Raw genomic sequence first — 18,843 nt, forward strand, 5'->3', positions numbered from 1 at the left:
ATAAATACATACATTTGTTTTACAACATTGCCCTTATATGACTTCAAATATGGATTTTAGTTTAGATTTAAGTAAAAAACAAACCCCAACAGGAAATACATTAACCTGTAAAGGATGGGTACAGGAAGCGGCGTTACGTATGCTCCTGAATAACCTTGACCCGGAAGTAGCCGAGCGTCCGGAAGACCTGATCGTCTATGGCGGTCGCGGTAAAGCTGCCAGAAACAAGGAGGCTTTAGCACTGATCGTAAAAGCACTACAAAATTTAGAAGATACAGAGACCTTACTTATCCAATCGGGAAAACCGGTGGGTGTATTGCCAACACATAAAGATGCACCAAGAGTATTGATCTCCAATTCTCAACTGGTTCCCAAATGGGCAACTCAACAACATTTTGATGAACTGGAAGATAAAGGACTGATGATGTATGGTCAGATGACCGCAGGATCATGGATCTATATCGGTTCCCAGGGAATTGTACAGGGAACGTATGAAACGTATGCTGCTTTGGCGCGCAAACATTTCAACAGCAACCTGAAAGGCACCTTAAATGTAACGGCCGGACTCGGTGGAATGGGTGGTGCACAACCGCTTGCCATCACCATGAACCAAGGTGTTTGTCTTGCGGCTGATGTAGAAGAATGGCGCATCCAGAAACGCCTGGAGACCCGTTACATTGACGAAATAGAACATGATATCGATACGGCTATTGATAAAGCCTTACAATATAAAGAAGACGGAAAGGCCATCTCCATTGGAGTGGTATGTAATGCGGTGGAATTGTTGCAAAGATTAATCGACCGCAACATTACGCCGGATACGTTAACCGACCAGACTTCTGCTCATGATCCACTGATCGGTTATTTCCCGGAAGGACTTAGCGTTGCTGAAGCCAATAAATTGCGTATTGAAAATGCGGAAGAATATGTGAAACAGTCTTATGCCACAATGGCGAAACATGTGGAGCAAATGCTGGAACTGCAAAAACGTGGTGCCATCACCTTTGATTACGGAAACAACCTTCGTGGAAGGGCATTGGAAGCTGGGGTTAAAAATGCATTTGATTTCCCTGGCTTTGTACCTGCTTATATTCGCCCTTTATTTTGTGAAGGAAAAGGACCTTTCCGTTGGGCTGCCCTGAGTGGAGATCCACAGGATATTTATGAAACGGATAAACTGATTCTGGAACTTTTCCCTGAAAACGAAAGTCTGAAGCAATGGATTACCATGGCACAGGAACGCATTGCATTCCAGGGACTGCCGGCACGCATCTGCTGGCTTGGACAGGGAGAAAGAGAAAAAGCAGGTTTGGCATTCAATAAACTGGTTGCCGATGGTAAAGTAAAAGCACCATTGGTGATTGGTAGAGATCATCTGGACACGGGTTCTGTCGCTTCTCCAAACCGGGAAACTGAAGCCATGCTGGATGGCTCTGATGCTGTAGCCGACTGGCCGATTTTAAATGCTTTGATCAATACTGCCGGTGGCGCAAGCTGGGTTTCTTTACACCATGGAGGAGGCGTTGGAATCGGTTATTCCATCCATGCAGGAATGGTGATCGTTGCCGATGGGACTGAAGATGCAGCCATCAGAATCAAGCGTGTCTTACACAATGACCCTGCTATGGGCGTGATCAGACATGCCGATGCAGGATACGACATCGCAAAAGATACCTTACGTAAACACAGACTAGGTCTTTAAGCCCTTTTTATATCATTGTTTTTTATTACAAAACCATGATGAAATAATGAACTAAATTGAGCGGTCTGCGAAACTAAGCAGACCGCTTTAACGTTTATTAAAATAAAAAGGAATGGCAACGGCTCAGCAAATTAAGAATGCGTACATCGATTATGTACTCATCAATGATGAAAAACCAAAATCAGTATACAGTTTCGTTAAGAAATTAAAGATTACAGAGGCTGATTTCTATGAATTCTACGCTTCTTTTGAAAGCATTGAAAAGAACATCTGGGTAGAACTCACCCTGGAAACGATCAATGCGATTGAGGAACAGGAAGTCTGGAGCCAGTATTCATCCCGCGAGAGAATCCTTGCCTTCTTCTATAGCTATGTGGAAGTCTTGAAGAAACAAAGAAGTTTCATCATCTATACCCTTAAATCTCACATCAGTAAATTCAGTACTCCAGATGCTTTATCGGGTGTAAAGCCAATATTTGAGAACTTTGCCGAAGAAATCATTAATGAAGGATTGGAAAGTGGAGAACTGGCCAACCGTAAATTCTTAAGTAAAAAATATAAAGATGCAGTATGGCTGCAGTTTGGCTTTATTCTCAATTTCTGGATCAATGACAACAGTCCCGGCTTTGAAAAAACAGATGAGGCCATCGAAAAAGGCATCAATGTGACCTTCGACCTTTTTGAGCGCTCTCCACTGGATAACTTGCTGGAATATGGAAAATTTCTTTCCAGAAATGGCAATTTCAAGGAAAAAATGGGACTGTAAACTTATGAAGGAACAAGAAAGTATTCCGGTAACGAAAGGACAAAGATCTGCAAAGTTTGTAAAAACAGGTATTCAGATTGGCGGCAATTACATCAAGCATTATTCAAAAAAATTATTCAACCCTAACCTGAGCAGGGATGAACTGAATGAAGACAATGCAACCGACATTTATAAATCACTCAGTGAGCTTAAAGGAAGTGCTTTAAAGATTGCGCAAATGCTGAGCATGGATAAAAATATCCTGCCTAAATCTTATGTCGACAAGTTTACCCAGTCTCAGTACAATGCACCTCCCCTTTCAGGTCCGCTGATTGTCCGGACTTTTAGTAAGAATTTTGGAAAAACACCCGATCAGATCTACGATAAGTTTAACCTCCATTCCAGTAATGCAGCTTCTATCGGGCAAGTACACCAGGCAGAACTGGATGGCAAAAAACTGGCCATCAAAATCCAATATCCCGGAGTGGGTGATAGCATATCTTCAGATCTGAAACTGGTAAAACCTTTTGCTTTCCGGTTATTGGGAATGAGTGAAAAAGACCTCAATATCTATATTAAAGAGGTAGAAGAAAGGCTGCTGGAAGAGACGGATTATGAACTGGAAGTCAGAAGATCAATTGAATTTTCTGAGGCTTGTAAACACCTGAACAATGTTGTTTTTCCAAATTACTACCCGGCACTATCCGGGAAGCGGATCATTACAATGGACTGGATCGAAGGTTTACACCTGAAAGAATTTTTAAAAACGAATCCTTCTCAGGAACTCCGCAATAAAATTGGTCAGGCTTTATGGGATTTCTATAATTTTCAACAACACGAGCTCAGAGCAGTACATGCGGACCCCCATCCAGGCAATTTTATGATTACTCCTGATGAAAAATTAGGGGTCATTGATTTTGGCTGTATCAAAGAAATGCCTGATGATTTTTACTATCCGTTTTTCTCCCTGATCTCCACAGATGTAATTAAAGATAAGGCAAAAACCATAGCAGCCTTCCGTCAACTGGACATGATTCATAAAGAGGATACGGAAAGCCAGGTTGAATTCTATTATAAAGCATATCTGGAAATGATTGAGTTGTTTGCCCGTCCGTATACAAGCAAAACGTTTGATTTCAGTAAACCTGAATTCTTTGAACAACTCTATACTTATGCGGAGAAGGTGGCCACTATGCCTGAATTCAAACAGGCCAGAGGGGTTAAACACTTCATCTATGTAAATCGTACCAACTTTGGATTATATACGATCCTACAGGAGTTAAAATCGATCGTCAACACAGACACCTTCCAGCCACATCTCCAATGAAAGTATTGCTGACCGGTGCCAATGGTTATATTGGCACCAGACTATTGCCTGTCCTTTTAGAACAGGGGCATGAAGTGGTTTGTATGGTCAGGGATAAAAGACGTTTTGCTCTGGAATCTGACTTTGGAAACCGGGTAAAAATCATTACAGGAGATCTGCTAAGGCCGTTGGAGGAGATCCCTAAAGATATCCAGGCTGCCTATTACCTGGTCCATTCGATGTCTGCGAGCGAAAATGGATTCTCAGATCTGGAACTCCACTCTGCACAAAACTTTGTCAATGCACTTCAAGCGACAGATTGTGGTCAATTGATTTACCTGACAGGGATTGTAAATGATGAAGGACTTTCCAAACACTTAAGCTCAAGGCTGGCAGTAGAAGAAGAACTAAAAAAATCAGGTATTGCTTTTACGATATTGAGAGCAGCCATCATTATTGGATCGGGAAGTGCTTCATTTGAAATTATCAGAGATCTGACCGAGAAATTACCCCTTATGGTTGCCCCGAAATGGGTTCAAACAAAATGTCAGCCTATCGGAATCCGGGATGTGCTCCGTTATTTAAGTGGCGTATTGTCAAATGATAAAGCTTTAGGACAGATATTCGATATCGGAGGACCGGATGTACTCAGTTACAGGGAAATGATGATGCAGTATGCAGAAGTACGCCAGCTAAGAAGAATCATCATTACTCTTCCCTTATTGACGCCGCGTTTATCTTCCCTGTGGCTCAACCTCGTTACTTCAGTTCCTTATGCCCTCGCCAGAAGTCTGGTAGACAGCATGAAGAATGAGGTAATTTGTAAGGAAAACAAAATTACAGCCATTGTCCCAGGCCCTTGCCTCCCTTATCGGGAAACATTAAAGCTTGCATTTGAAAAGATAGAACAAAATTCTATTGTTTCCAGCTGGAAAGATGCCCTGAATAGAGGATACCTGGAAACCAGTTTCATGGACCAGGTTAAGGTCCCACAAAATGGAACACTGGAGTATAAGGTAAAAATGCCGTTTGAGAGAGATCCCAAAGAAGTATTTGAAAATATCTGGGGTATAGGAGGAGACAGAGGCTGGTATTACCTGAACTGGCTATGGAACCTGAGGGGTTTCCTGGACAAACTGTTTGGTGGTGTAGGTACCCGCAGAGGAAGAACAGGTAATTCTAGTTTACAAGCTGGTGATGTCCTGGATTTCTGGCGCGTTTTGCTGGCCGACAAAAACAATAGGCGGTTGTTGCTATTTGCGGAGATGAAAGTACCCGGAGAAGCCTGGCTGGAATTTAAAATAGTTGAACATCATGGTCAGACATTTCTTTCCCAGATTGCGACTTTCAGGCCATCAGGATTGTGGGGCCGCGTTTATTGGTATGCAATGTTTCCTTTCCATCTTTTTCTTTTTAAAGGTATGGCGAGACAGATTACACTTTTTAGATTGCAATAAAAAAGGCACAATCGCCACAATTGCACCTTTTCTCTAACCTAAAACTTATATATAAGACGGTCTTAAATACAAAAGGTTTCATTTTAATTTATATTTTTTTAGATAATCCCCTCATTTGTGCTATAGCAGGATATTTACAAAAATTTGTTTATAAAAATCAAATAATATATGAACAAGCCGATCTTGTTAAATATATTTGTACTCCATAAAACACATCCTGATTTTGGCAAAAAGCTCTAAGATTCACAAAAACATACTTGTCATTGAAGACAATCATGCCATCCTTGATGTCATCACGCTGATTCTTCAAAGCGAGGCTTACAAGGTTACTGGTCTGAATAAAAGCGCAGATATGATGATGCATATCGAACAACTTAAACCTGACCTGGTTATTCTGGATATTATGCTTCCTGATGGAGACGGCAGGGAATTGTTAACTCAGCTTAGGTCTCAGGCTAGCACTGAAGACATTCCGGTGCTCATGATCTCTGCAAGATATACCGAGGAGAATATTCAGCATGGCGCTTTCAAACCGAATGGATTTCTGGCCAAGCCTTTTGATATTGACGATCTTCTGGACAGAATTGAAGGCATCCTTGCAGGAAAAATTTATTAATCCGGATCAACGCTTCCTGTTAAATTCGTATCTTAAACTCAAATTAATGAAACGATATGAATGCCAACGAAGCGCTCATTACCAAATTCTATACTGCTTTTCAAAATAAAGACGTCTCCACGATGCAGGAATGCTACAGCGATCAGGCGACCTTTAGCGATGCAGCCTTTACAGACCTCAACGCCAAAGAAGTTCGCGCCATGTGGGCAATGTTGATTAAAGGTGGAAAAGATATGCGTGTCGAGTTCAGCAATGTCAGGGCTGATGCGCATGGGGCAACAGCACATTGGGATGCTTACTATACTTTTTCGGCAACAGGAAGAAAAGTTTTAAATCAAATCGACGCCCGCTTTGTCATTGAAAACGGCAAGATTGTGAAACATACCGATCATTTCGACTTTTATACCTGGTCAAGACAGGCACTGGGACTTCCCGGACTTTTATTGGGATGGACCTCTTTTCTGAAAAACAAGGTAAGAAAGCAGGCCAGCGCTAAACTGGCTGCTTATATGGCAAGAGAATAATCCTAAGATTAATCTTTAATTCTTTCGATGATGGCCTCCAGGGATAGTTTATCCTGTTGGCCGCTGTGCATATCTTTTAAAGTTAATGCTCCGCTTTGCATTTCATCGCTACCGATCAAAATCACATAAGGGATGTTCTTGGCATCTGCATAGCTCATTTGTTTTTTAAGCTTTGCAGCACTTGGATATAATTCTGCAGCGATATTTGCATTTCTCAATTGCTGAACAATTGGGAGTGCATATAATTCGGCTGCTTCATCAAAATTACTGATCAGGACTTTTGTTCCCGCAGCAACAGACTCCGGGAAAAGATTCAGTTCCAATAATACGTCATAAATGCGGTCTGCACCAAAAGAGATACCAACCCCTGTTAATCCTTTCAGGCCAAACATTCCAGTCAGGTCATCATAACGACCACCCCCACCGATGCTTCCCATAGCAGCTTCATTGGTTTTTACTTCAAAAATACAACCTGTGTAATAGTTTAAACCACGTGCCAATGTAATGTCCAGCTCGAGATCAGGGCTAAGTGCAGGGTTAGATTGTAACAATCCTTTTAAATACCTGAAGACAGTCTCTATCTCCGCAATACCGTTCATCCCTGTAGCAGAACCGGCAAGTACGGTACGCAGGCTATTTAGTTTCTCTTCATTACTTCCCTGTAGTAAAATTACTGGTTTTAATTTCTCCAGATCAGCTTCTGTGAATCCACGTTCCAGCAATTCTTTACTTACACCATCCAAACCGATCTTGTCCAGTTTATCGATCGCCACAGTCATATCGATAATCAGCTCTGGCTTACCAATAATTTCAGCAATTCCAGATAATATTTTACGGTTATTTAATTTGATGGTAAAGTCTTTCAGGCCAAGGTTACTCAGGGCTTCCTGATAGATCAATACAAATTCTGCTTCATTTAATAAGCTATCCGATCCTACAACATCCACATCACACTGATAGAACTCTCTGTAGCGACCTTTCTGTGGCCGGTCGGCTCTCCACACCGGCTGAACCTGAAAGCGCTTAAAAGGCAGAGAAATGTCGTTCTGGTGCATCACCACGTAACGGGCAAAAGGTACTGTTAAATCATATCTCAATGCTTTTTCGCTGATGGATGAAATCAGCTTCTGAGAATTGGCATTAGCCAGTAATTCCGGATTCGCTTTAGAGAGAAAATCTCCGCTGTTTAAAATCTTAAAGATCAGCTTATCTCCTTCATCTCCGTATTTACCTGTTAAAGTACTCAGGTTTTCCATGGTTGGCGTTTGTATTTCCGCATATCCGTATTTCTTAAATACCGTTTTAATGGTATCAAAAATATAATTGCGTTTGACCATTTCCTGAGGTGAAAAATCACGGGTTCCTTTAACTAGAGAAGGTTTAATATTCGACATAGCGACAAAAGTACAAAAAGTAACAGGCATAAAAAAAGCTGCCGAAGCAGCTTTTTAGATTATTTAAATATTTTTAAACCAATAACCTTACTGGTTCTTCTAACAATGCTTTTAGCGTCTGTAGGAAAGCAGATCCTGTTGCACCATCCACTACACGGTGATCGCAACTTAAAGTTACCTTCATTACATTACCAGGGACTACAGCACCATTTTTAACCACAGGAACCTGAGAGATTCCTCCGATTGCAAGAATACAGGCATCTGGTGGGTTAATGATTGCTGTAAATTCATCAATTCCGAACATTCCTAAGTTAGAAATGGTGAATGTTGAACCTTCCCAATCTGCAGGTTGTAATTTCTTCGCTTTAGCACGCTGCGCAAAGTCTTTAACTTCTGCTGAGATATGAGACAATGATTTACCATCTGCAAAACGAACAACAGGAACCAATAAACCATCTTCTACCGCTACGGCTACGCCAATGTTCACATGCTCATTGTAACGGATCTTATCCCCTAACCATGAAGAGTTTACATTAGGGTGTTGTTTTAAAGCAATTGCTACTGCTTTTAACACCATATCGTTGAAAGAGATTTTAACAGGTGCATATTCATTGATTTTAGTACGGGCAGCAATTGCACCATCCATATCAATAGACATCGTTAAATAGAAATGCGGTGCTGTGAATAAGCTTTCAGATAGGCGCTTAGCAATTACTTTACGCATCTGAGTAACCGGTTTCTCTGTATATTTTTCTTCGCCAACAAATACAGGAATGCTTACCTGAGCCTGTTTCTCCGCTGGAGCTGCTGAAGTTGTAGCTGCCGGTGTGGCGGCCACTGCTGCTGCAGGCTTGAAGTTCTCAATATCTTTTTTGATGATACGTCCGCCATCAGCACTACCTGCCACCTGAGCAAGGTCAATACCTTTGTCTTTCGCAATTCTTTTTGCTAAAGGAGATGCTTTTACGCGATCTGAACTTTCAGCAGCAGTTTCTGCCGCTACAGATGAAGTGCTTTCTGCTACCGGAGCATCTGCTTTTTTATCTGCTGCAGGTTTCGCAGGAGCATCGCCTTGCGCAAGGATTCCACTGATGTCTGTTCCTTCAGGACCAACAATAGCAATAATACCATTCACTTTAGCCGCTGCACCTTTTTCTACACCGATATGTAATAAGGTTCCGTCTGCATACCCCATTACTTCCATAGTTGCCTTATCGGTCTCTACGTCAGCAAGGATATCGTCGTTTTTAATTTTATCACCAACTTTTTTATGCCATTCAGCAATTACGCCTTCAGTCATGGTATCACTTAGCAAAGGCATTCTTACCACAGTAACGCCCATTTTCTCTAAATCTGCATCCGTGATTCCTGCCGCAGCAGTTGCTTCTTTTTTATCTTCAGCAGGTTTTTCAGCCAGAGCAGCTTCTGCTGCCGGTTTTGCTTCCGCCGATGGCGTCGCAGCACCTTCAGCATCTAATGCTGCTTTATAATCTTCACCTTCTTTACCTATGACCGCAATAACCGCGTCAACAGGAACAGCTTGACCTTCTTCTACACCAATGTATAATACGGTACCGTCCCAATATGACTCTAAATCCATGGTTGCCTTATCGGTTTCCACTTCGGCCATTACATCGCCACTTTTAACTTTATCGCCAACTTTTTTATGCCACTTCGCCATTACACCTTCGGTCATGGTATCGCTCATTTTGGGCATTCTAACTATTTCAGCCATTCTATATTATTAAATGAAATGCGTTCTAAATTAATCTAGTACGTAAGGATAATCCTGTTGTACATAAACATCTTGATATAATTCTGATTCTTCCGGCCAAGGTGACTCTTCCGCAAATTTAACAGCATCATCGACAATTTGTTTCACTTTAGCTTCAATCTCTTCAATCCATGCCTGATCAGCATATTTTTCCTGAAGGATTGTCTCTCTTACAGCTTCGATAGGATCTTTAGTTTTGTAAGATTCTAATTCGTCTTTAGAACGATATTTAGCAGGATCAGACATTGAGTGACCGCGGTAACGGTAAGTTCTGATCTCCAGGAAGGTTGGTCCGTCACCATTTCTTGCACGTTGAGCAGCTTCGTCCATTGCAGTGTGAACTGCTACAGGATCCATTCCGTCTACCGGTGCACATGGCATATCAAAACCTAAACCTATTTTATATATATCAGTCATGTTGGTGGTACGCTCTACAGAGGTTCCCATTGCATAACCATTATTCTCACAAACAAAGATGACAGGTAGTTTCCATAACATCGCCATATTAAAGGCTTCGTTTAAAGCACCCTGACGAACTGCTCCATCACCCATGTAACAAACATTTACATTTTTAGTGCCTTTATATTTTTCAGCGAAAGCGATACCTGCTCCTAATGGAATTTGTCCACCAACGATACCATGTCCACCATAAAAGTTATGCTCTTTGCTAAACATGTGCATAGAACCACCTTTTCCTTTAGAACATCCGGTAGCTTTACCATACATCTCTGCCATAATGCTATTTGCACTCACACCTTTTGCTAAAGCATGCGCATGATCGCGGTAGGCAGTGATCATAGAATCCTCTGGTTGTAGTGCCGAAATAGCTCCTGCTACCACAGCTTCCTGACCTATATATAGGTGACAAAAACCACGGATTTTCTGTTGTCCGTACAATTGACCTGTTTTCTCTTCGAACTTGCGCATCAGCAACATCGACTCAAACCACTTCAGATAGGTATCTTTATTAATTTCTACTGCACTCATTTTTGGGTATTGGTTTTTATTTACAAGAGCAAATCTACTTTTTTATTGCAACATATAGAAGAAATACATGTAAAATGAACACTAAGGTTACATAAAATGTGGATAACTTTTAGATTTAAACATTTTACATTTGGATAACATTTGTAAAATACATAGTTTTGGCACCGGACAATAAGCCCCAAGTGGTGTACGTTTAAGTGTAAGTGTCTATTACCCAAACTTAATAGTATGATAAAAAAATTTTTGTTTTCTACCCTCATTGTCTCGTGCAGCCTTTCTGCCGTTCACGCACAGACAAAAACAAAAGAAACCAATAAATTAGAAGATCCTGATAATTTAGCTTCACAATATTTTTCTCAGGTAATGGGTGTTGCGGTAGATGCAACCTCTAACATCAAACTCTACAAATTCATTTATGAATGGATTGGCACTCCTTACCGTTTTGGAGGAAATACCAAGAGAGGCATTGATTGTTCCGCTTTCACAAAAGCGATTTACGATAAAGTTTTCAACACCACCATACTCCGCAATTCCCGTGACATCTTTAGCATGGTAGATCCACTGCCAAAAGACGAACTAAAAGAAGGAGATCTGGTATTCTTTAAGATCAAAAGCCGCAGCATTACACATATTGGCATTTACCTTGGAGACAATCGCTTCGCTCATGCCTCCTCCAGTCGTGGAGTCGTGATCAGTAATTTAAACGAACCTTATTATTCCCGGTATTTTTACAAAGGTGGCAGAATTCTTGATCCTGTAAAAAATGACCTGATTGAGGAATAGTCCTCAGCAAATTAAAGATATATTGAGTCCTCCTAATCTCTGGGAGGACTTTTTTTATGACAACGCAGTACCTCTAAATAAATGAAATTCTCCAACACTATTGCCCTTGCACTTTCCTCGGTTATATTTATGTTCAGCTGTCAGAGAAACAGCGCAAGCGTTCCTCAGCAAATTAAAAAAGACAGTATCCAGCTCAGCATAAAAAGAGATACGCTTTCCACTACTGACACCATTTCTATCACTGCTGTCGGCGATATGATGTTGGGATCGGCATTCCCCGACAAAGCGAACCTTCCGGCCGATGATGCCATCAATAGTTTCAAAGAAGTAGATAGCTTTCTAAAAGGAGACATCATTTTCGGAAATCTGGAAGGTTGTTTACTCGACAATGGGAAATCCACTAAGTGCAGCGATCCTAACAGCAACAGCTGCTTCGCTTTCAGAATGCCGGAACGATATGCTGGTATCTTCAAAAAAGCAGGTTTTAACCTCTTCAGCGTGGCCAACAACCATGTGGGAGATTTTGGCAAAAAAGGCCGGACAAGAACCACCGAAATCCTGGATTCTCTTCAGATCAATTACGCAGGTCTTCAATCCCATCCTTTTAAAATTTTCGAAAAAGACAGCGTGAAATATGCATTCTGTGCTTTTGCACCGAATGAAAATACCGTTTCCATCAATAAGATCGATAGTGCAAAAGAATTGGTAGCAAGATTAAAAAAACAGGTAGATATCGTCATTGTCTCCTTTCATGGTGGTGGCGAGGGTGCAAAATTTGAGCATGTACCCCGAAAGAATGAAATTTTTTATAAAGAAAACAGAGGAAACGTTTACCAATTTGCCCATTCCGTAATTGATGCCGGAGCAGATATAGTGATTGGACACGGCCCTCATGTGACGAGAGCCGTAGAAGTTTATAAAAATAAATTTATTGCCTATAGCCTCGGTAATTTCTGCACTTATGGCATGTTCAGCTTAAAAGGCCCCAATGGAATTGCCCCCCTGATGCAGATTAAGCTCAATGGCAAAGGAGATTTTCTATATGCAGATGTCGTATCTGTAAAACAGGATAAATCAACGCGTCTGACTCTGGACGAAAGCTATAGTGCATTCAAAAAAATAAAATTCCTTACAGATACAGATTTTCCAGGTCATCGCCTTGATTTCTCAGAAAACGGACATATTGAATTAAAAAACAATTAAGCCTCGTCTTTTGTATTTTTTACTAATCCTATTCCCGAAACAAAGAAAATAAGACCAATAATAGCCGCTACAATCAGCTCTCTGGTGTGCAGGTTATGTCTAACAAATCCATAGCCCGCATAAATTAGGCCTATAATTCCTAAAATAGTTAGAATAGTTCCAAAAGTCCTTTTAACATTCATTGTATTTTAGTTTAAGTTCAACTCATCTATACAAAATCTATGCCCCATCTTTATTCTCCACCGTTATTCTCCTTATAAAATAATTCTGCCTCCATCATAAGGCAGGAATTCTTCGTATCTTGAAGAAGTTATTTTTAATCAAAAACTCATACTTATGGACTATACATCTTACATTTTCGTATTCATTGTTCTTGTTGTTCTGGTCAGTTCTTTTGTCACGGTAAAACAGGGAACGATCGCCGTGATCACCATCTTTGGTAAATACCGGCGCCTGCTAAGACCGGGACTTAGCTTAAAGATTCCCTTGGTGGAAAACATTCATTCCAGAATTTCGATTCAGAATCGCTCTGTGGAACTTTCTTTCCAGGCCGTAACACAGGATCAGGCAAACGTGTATTTCAAGGCCATGCTGCTTTATTCAGTACTTAACCATGATGAAGAAACCATTAAGAATGTCGCTTTTAAGTTTGTAGACTCTACCAACCTGATGCAGGCCTTGATCCGTACGATTGAAGGATCGATTCGCGCCTATGTAGCGACTCAGCGTCAGGCCAATGTTTTGGCGCAAAGAAATGAAATCGTTGACCATGTAAAGCATCAGATTGATCAGGTACTGGAAAGTTGGGGTTATCACCTTCAGGATTTGCAGTTGAACGACATCACCTTTGATGAGGAGATCATGCGTTCCATGAGCAGAGTGGTGGCCTCAAACAATTTAAAAGCCGCAGCAGAGAATGAAGGTCAGGCCTTATTGATCACTAAAACAAAGGGAGCGGAAGCTGATGGTAATGCCATTAAAATTGCCGCAGCTGCAGAAAGAGAAGCAGCCCAGTTGCGCGGCCAGGGGATTGCCTTATTCCGCGCAGAAGTTGCACACGGCATGACTAAAGCAGCGCAAGAAATGGAGGAAGCGAACCTTGATATTTCCGTGATCCTCTTCACGATGTGGACAGAATCTATTAAACATTTTGCGGAGAACAGCGATGGCAATGTGGTATTCCTTGATGGTTCTACAGAGGGAATGAATAAGACCATGAAAGAAATGATGGCCATGCAAATTCAGAAGAACCGGGACGATAAGCCTGCAAAATAAGCAAATAATAAAGACATAAAAAAAGAGTTCATCAGATGATGAACTCTTTTTTTATGTCTGAACTCCTGCTCAGTCTTGAATTTATTTAGTTAAATCCGCCTTTCACTTTCACCAATTCTGCTTTATTGGGATTGGTAAATCTCATTAAATCTGCCATTATCTGTAAGCTTTCATCTTCAATGAAATCAAAGTTTTCTTCTTTCTTGATCTTATCTCCTTTTTTTACAGGAGCCAAACCTTTAGCTACCCTTAGCTGATTAATTCTGGCAAGAGATTTCATCTCCAGGCTATCACGTTCGGCTTTCAATTTCGTTTCATTTAACGTTACTGATACTTCTCCTTCACGTTTTTTAACATCAGCAATATCTTGTTCCAATGTTTTATAATCTAATGAATTCGCCATTCTTGCCTGATGGAGTTTCATCAATTCCGGTTTCAATGGATTCAGATCCGCTACCACTTTAAAATTAGATCGTTGTACTTCATCCCAAGGCAAGGCCGAAGGCTCGGTATCTTCTCCAATTTTATTCAAAGGGTAAAGCGAAGGGAACTGAATATCAGGCATTACCCCTTTATGTTGCGTACTGCTTCCGGTTACACGATAAAATTTAGCCATCGTTAAGTTGATCTGTCCCAACTGAACAGGCGCACCATTTTTGCCGTCAACGGTTTTAATTGTTGTCTTCGCGTCCTTGCTGACTAAAGCAGCAATTCTTTGTAAAATAGAAGGGTTTACCAGTCTGTTTAGGTCTATTGAGGATTGCACAGTTCCTTTACCATAAGTCTGTGTTCCCATGATTATTCCTCTTCCATAATCCTGAATAGCACCTGCAAAGATCTCAGAAGCAGAAGCACTCAAACGATCTACCATCACTCCAAAAGGACCGCTCCAGGCAACACCTGCGTTGGTATCCTCACTCACCTCAACACTGTTCTTAATATCTTTGACCTGTACTACCGGTCCTTTATCAATAAATAAACCCGTCAGATCGATTGCTTCTACCAATGAACCACCACCATTGGCACGTAAGTCCATTACAATCGCATCTACTTTATCTTTATTCTTTAAGGTATCAATCAGTAGCTTCACATCACGGGTCGTGCTTTTATAGTTGGGATCACCAGCATTGGCTGCTTTAAAATCTGCATAAAAAGCAGGAACTCTAATAATTCCAATTTTATAAGATTTGCCATCCGACTGAATTGTTTTTACCGATTTTTTGGCAGACTGGTCTTCCATCACAATCCGTTCCCTTGTCAATTCTATGATGACAGGCTTAGAAGATAGATCACGCCCTACCGGGATAATTTTCAATCTTACTTTAGTTCCTTTAGGTCCTTTTATCTTAGCAACGGAATTGTCAATTCTCCATCCGATGATGTCTTCAAATTCACCAGCACCTTGCGCTACCCCCACAATCCTGTCGCCGGCACTTAAAAGCTTACTTTTGAAAGCAGGTCCACCCGGAATGATTTCTTCAATTTTAAGAATATCATTCTCTTGTCTCAGTCTTGCACCAATTCCCTCAAATGAACGGGCCATATCTTCATTAAACTGTTGCGCATTTGCCGGATTAAAGTAGTTGGTATGAGGATCAATGGTTTCTGTAAAAGCATCCATAATCGTCTGAAATACATCCTGATTATTTACTTTTGCCGCCTGTGATTTTAAGCTCTCGTATCTTTTAGTTAGCGTTTCCACGTTTTTTGCCGGAGTTGTTCCCGCAATTTTCAGGTTAACAAGGTCGTATTTCACCTTCTTTTTCCAAACATCATTAAGTTCTGCAACAGAGCTGATCCATGGCATTTTCTCCCTGTCAAACACATAAGCATCATCCTGAGTAAAATCATACTTAGTCTTTACCTGTGAAAGTGTATAAGTAAGCCATTCATTATATCGTTTTAGATATACATTAAAAATGTAGAAAGGTGCACTTAGATCACCATTTCTGAAGTCATCATCTAATGAATTTCTAAATTGCTCAAAATCTTTAATATCAGAAGCCAGGAAATAGTACTTGTAAGGATCAAGGTCCTTTATGTATTTATCCAGAATCAATGAAGAAATAGAGTCATTGAGCTTTATTTTTTTATAATTGTAGTTTTCGATCAGTCCCACAACCTCTTTAACTACTAGAGCCTGTCTTTCGTCCGGCACAATATTGCTTACCCCCTTCACTAATTGTTGTGGCTTTGGGGAAGCCTGGCACGCAAGTACAGCCGCAGTAAAGGCCACCAGTAACGTTCTTTTTAACATCTCTTTGAATAATTTAAAATCCATTTTGTAATGCACAACTAATATGATACCAATATCACTAATAAACAGAAAAGAGACAGTAATATTACCGTCTCTTTTCTGTAAACTTATCAAAAGTAATTAAAAATTCTATACAAAAAACAATAGGTCCAGGATAATTTTACAGCCTCTACCTACGACTTCTTAACCGTTAGTTTAGAAGGAATTAAGGATTTTACTTCCTTAATTTTATTTTTAAATTGAGTTGTATTTGATGATTTGGCCAATAATTCAGCTCTGTTAATATCTCTTAAAGCAAGGGCGTATTCCTTTTTCTTGATTTTTACCTGAGCGATCCCCAGAACAGATTCAATATAAGCGTTATTGTTATTTACCTGCTTCGCAAGAATGCCTTGCTGCGTATAAAACCATAAGGACTGTGTCAGTTTATTTGCGGCAAAATAAATCCTTCCCAATTGATAGTAAGATTCCATTTGCCCCGTTTTACTTCCGATACGGGAATAGTTCTTTAATGCAACATTCAGGATCACCTGTTCTGCTTCTCCGTAATGGCTCATCAGAAAATGAACATTTCCTAACCTTAACAATGCTTCCCCATAGCGGACAAAAAGTTTAGAGCTGTTATATTCAAATGCTGCTTTACCAAATAAAGTAAGGGCATCGTTCAAATCCCCTCTTTTTTCATTTTTTACGGCCTCAGCGAAATAGGTATTTCCATCTGCTTCTTCCAGACTGGAAGTTACAATATTTATCGCTCCGCCGGTCACCGGAGGCTCTTGCGGTAGAAAAGTATTGGTTTGTGTCATCGCCCTCCCTGAAAATAACAGGCAAATGATTACTAAACAAATTTTGTTCATCCGATAAAGATATAACAAATTTAGTTAAACACCTGTAAACTACCGTCAAAAGAAGCCCAGACCATATATGGATGGGAGTCAGTATGATAAACCTCCCCTTTAGAAGAGATTCCGATTACCCCTGCAAAACCATCAAAAGTTTTTAATTCCGCGAAGGATTTATCACTTGCATCTTTTAATGTAAATCCATCTGTAACACGGGTTACAATCTTTGCAGCAAGCGCCGTACTTACAATATCTTCACCAACTCCGGTACAGGAAATACCTGCATGTTCGTTTGCAAAATTTCCTGCAACTGTAGCGGAATCGCTCACGCGACAAGGAATTTCAAATCCTTTTCCTCCGGTGGAAGTTGCTGCAGCCAGGTTTCCATCCGCATCCAGCGCAACACAGCCAACAGTGCCTATCCTGCTGGACTGAGCCAATTTCTGTTCGTATTCCTGTTGTCTCTGTGGAATAATCGGGTCGAAAAAGTTAAAGTTACGGTCACGCGCAAACTTTAAAGCTCCCTCTCCACTAAGGACTTTATCGTCATAGCTCAGCAGCTGCCCGGCAACCTGAATTGGGTTTCTGACATTTTCAATATTGATTACGCCGCTAAATTTCTGACTTTTACCATCCATCAATGAAGCACTTAGCCGTATCTTCCCATCACTTTGAATCTGAGATCCCAGTCCGGCGTTAAATAATTCATTATCTTCCAGCAGACTAACTGCATAAATAACAGTCTCTAATGCAGTATGTATCTGTAAATAGGCATGAGATTGGCTCACGATTGCCGATAAGGCATCTTGTTTTGCCTTTTTAGTCTCCTGATTGGTTCCGGACTCACTAAAAAATCCACCGTGAATGATTATTTTCATGGGTTTAATCTATTGGAACAACCTTTGGATGATGAATGGTTAGTTTATGTGCCGTAAGGTCATAAATATCGCCATCACACATCACATGAACGGTCATATTGTTAATAGAAACGGGTTGCCCCATATCTACATCAGTAAGGTTCGTATCGGCCATATTTCTGCCATCCACCAGGATCACCATTCCGGAACCTATGGCTTCCATAATGTTACCGTTCGAAATGTACAACCCTGTATCTTCGCCAAGCCCAATCCCAAGAATTCCAGGATTACTTGCCGTAGCATATAAAAGCCGTCCTATCCTACCGCGTTGTACAAAATGGGTATCTACAATCACGCCATCAATAAAGCCCAGCCCACCTGTAATTTTAACTTCCCCTTTGAGCAAAGCGTCCTTACTGCTTCCCTGATAGATCATATTTTTAGAACTGGCAGCAGCCCCGGCAGAAGTCCCGGCAATCACAACCGGTTCATCCTGGTATTTATCCAAAAGAATCTGATGAATAGCGGTACCACCAAATATGGACGACAAACGCAGTTGATCACCACCGGTAAAAACGATGACATCTGCCGCCTTTACACGATCGCTGTTTTCTTCAGAATTCGCCTGCTCACGGCTATTGATATTTAAAACTCCTACATCATGGACATCCAGCTGGGCGAATGCTTTGATATACTCTTCTCCAACCCTTTCCGGAACCAGGGAGGCTGTAGTAATGATCTCGAAACGAGATGCCGTTCCCTTTAATGATTCCGTCGTAATTTTCTTTAAAATACCTCTTTCAAAAAAGTTCATATTCTGGGGCAATCCGAAAGTTGTCTCTGTGAAACTTCCTGTATTAATTGCACCACCTATAATTATTAGTTTACCCTTTGGAGTCATCTTAAATCTTTACATTTCCTATAATTCCAAATATATATGCATTAGCCTAATATCAAGGAATTTTTTATCAATATTATACCCTTATTAACAATTTTCTGCAGAATTATCCCCCCTCAATTCCTTGCTTAAAATATATTCCTAACATTTAATGGGCCAATAGTGGAACTTTCGAAAAATATTTATACTTTAATCTCTCCATTGACCTTATCAAATTAGCTAC

The 18,843-nt window shown here is 40.6% G+C and carries 17 protein-coding genes; 9 read left to right on the forward strand and 8 right to left on the reverse strand.

From position 1 onward, the window contains the following. Positions 1–37: 37 nt before the first annotated feature. The 6 genes from hutU (at position 38) to AAFF35_RS28070 (ending at position 6,350) form a co-directional block, all read left to right on the forward strand. The gene (gene hutU, locus AAFF35_RS28045) at positions 38–1,702 is read left to right on the forward strand and encodes a urocanate hydratase (protein WP_342329763.1); all 1,665 of its coding nucleotides are present in this window, start codon (positions 38–40) and stop codon (positions 1,700–1,702) included. A gap of 112 nt (positions 1,703–1,814) precedes the next feature. Beyond that, positions 1,815–2,468: a TetR family transcriptional regulator C-terminal domain-containing protein gene (locus AAFF35_RS28050; RefSeq protein ID WP_342329764.1), complete on the forward strand. Its 654-nt coding sequence runs from the start codon at positions 1,815–1,817 to the stop codon at positions 2,466–2,468. A gap of 4 nt (positions 2,469–2,472) precedes the next feature. Next, positions 2,473–3,774 (forward strand): AarF/ABC1/UbiB kinase family protein, encoded by a 1,302-nt coding sequence (locus AAFF35_RS28055; protein ID WP_342329765.1) that lies wholly within the window; start codon positions 2,473–2,475, stop codon positions 3,772–3,774. Next, positions 3,771–5,210 (forward strand): SDR family oxidoreductase, encoded by a 1,440-nt coding sequence (locus AAFF35_RS28060; RefSeq protein ID WP_342329766.1) that lies wholly within the window; start codon positions 3,771–3,773, stop codon positions 5,208–5,210. The genes AAFF35_RS28055 and AAFF35_RS28060 overlap by 4 nt, the downstream gene beginning before the upstream one ends. Positions 5,211–5,433: 223 nt before the next feature. Next, positions 5,434–5,826 (forward strand): response regulator transcription factor, encoded by a 393-nt coding sequence (locus tag AAFF35_RS28065; RefSeq protein WP_342329767.1) that lies wholly within the window; start codon positions 5,434–5,436, stop codon positions 5,824–5,826. A 56-nt stretch (positions 5,827–5,882) separates the two neighbouring features. Further along, positions 5,883–6,350, forward strand: coding sequence for a nuclear transport factor 2 family protein (locus tag AAFF35_RS28070; protein ID WP_342329769.1), 468 nt, complete (start codon positions 5,883–5,885; stop codon positions 6,348–6,350). 8 nt (positions 6,351–6,358) lie between these two features. Here the strand turns inward: AAFF35_RS28070 and hisS are convergent, their stop codons facing one another. From hisS to pdhA, 3 genes are all read right to left on the reverse strand, one after another. Then, a complete protein-coding gene (hisS, locus tag AAFF35_RS28075) occupies positions 6,359–7,744 on the reverse strand; it encodes a histidine--tRNA ligase (RefSeq protein ID WP_342329770.1) in 1,386 nt (461 codons plus the stop codon). 73 nt (positions 7,745–7,817) lie between these two features. After that, complete coding sequence (locus tag AAFF35_RS28080) at positions 7,818–9,479, reverse strand: 2-oxo acid dehydrogenase subunit E2 (RefSeq protein WP_342329771.1); 1,662 nt, start codon at positions 9,477–9,479, stop codon at positions 7,818–7,820. A gap of 30 nt (positions 9,480–9,509) precedes the next feature. Then, positions 9,510–10,505 carry a pyruvate dehydrogenase (acetyl-transferring) E1 component subunit alpha gene (gene pdhA, locus AAFF35_RS28085; protein WP_124581924.1) on the reverse strand — a complete coding sequence of 332 codons (996 nt, stop codon included), beginning with the start codon at positions 10,503–10,505 and terminating at the stop codon, positions 9,510–9,512. A gap of 228 nt (positions 10,506–10,733) precedes the next feature. On the opposite strand from pdhA, the gene AAFF35_RS28090 reads away from it, so the two are divergent. Together AAFF35_RS28090 and AAFF35_RS28095 are read left to right on the forward strand one after the other, a co-directional pair. Further along, complete coding sequence (locus AAFF35_RS28090) at positions 10,734–11,288, forward strand: NlpC/P60 family protein (RefSeq protein ID WP_073231909.1); 555 nt, start codon at positions 10,734–10,736, stop codon at positions 11,286–11,288. 81 nt (positions 11,289–11,369) lie between these two features. Then, entirely contained in the window at positions 11,370–12,491 is a 1,122-nt protein-coding gene (locus AAFF35_RS28095; RefSeq protein WP_342329772.1) for a CapA family protein, read from the forward strand. On the opposite strand, the gene AAFF35_RS28100 is transcribed toward AAFF35_RS28095, so the two are convergent. Further along, a complete protein-coding gene (locus tag AAFF35_RS28100) occupies positions 12,488–12,673 on the reverse strand; it encodes a hypothetical protein (RefSeq protein WP_342329773.1) in 186 nt (61 codons plus the stop codon). The two genes, AAFF35_RS28095 and AAFF35_RS28100, sit on opposite strands and share 4 nt — an antisense overlap. A gap of 154 nt (positions 12,674–12,827) precedes the next feature. On the opposite strand from AAFF35_RS28100, the gene AAFF35_RS28105 reads away from it, so the two are divergent. Then, positions 12,828–13,766, forward strand: coding sequence for an SPFH domain-containing protein (locus AAFF35_RS28105; protein ID WP_074611575.1), 939 nt, complete (start codon positions 12,828–12,830; stop codon positions 13,764–13,766). Between the two features lie 85 nt (positions 13,767–13,851). Here the strand turns inward: AAFF35_RS28105 and AAFF35_RS28110 are convergent, their stop codons facing one another. From AAFF35_RS28110 to AAFF35_RS28125, 4 genes are all read right to left on the reverse strand, one after another. Beyond that, positions 13,852–16,023 carry a carboxy terminal-processing peptidase gene (locus AAFF35_RS28110; RefSeq protein ID WP_342329774.1) on the reverse strand — a complete coding sequence of 724 codons (2,172 nt, stop codon included), beginning with the start codon at positions 16,021–16,023 and terminating at the stop codon, positions 13,852–13,854. Between the two features lie 173 nt (positions 16,024–16,196). Further along, a complete protein-coding gene (locus AAFF35_RS28115) occupies positions 16,197–16,880 on the reverse strand; it encodes a hypothetical protein (protein WP_342329775.1) in 684 nt (227 codons plus the stop codon). 20 nt (positions 16,881–16,900) lie between these two features. After that, positions 16,901–17,743 carry an isoaspartyl peptidase/L-asparaginase gene (locus tag AAFF35_RS28120; RefSeq protein ID WP_342329777.1) on the reverse strand — a complete coding sequence of 281 codons (843 nt, stop codon included), beginning with the start codon at positions 17,741–17,743 and terminating at the stop codon, positions 16,901–16,903. A gap of 4 nt (positions 17,744–17,747) precedes the next feature. Further along, positions 17,748–18,623, reverse strand: a complete 876-nt coding sequence (locus tag AAFF35_RS28125) for a cyanophycinase (protein WP_342329778.1) — start codon at positions 18,621–18,623, stop codon at positions 17,748–17,750. Between the last annotated feature and the right edge of the window lie 220 nt (positions 18,624–18,843).

Source organism: Pedobacter sp. FW305-3-2-15-E-R2A2 (assembly GCF_038446955.1).
In the GTDB taxonomy this organism is placed as follows: domain Bacteria; phylum Bacteroidota; class Bacteroidia; order Sphingobacteriales; family Sphingobacteriaceae; genus Pedobacter.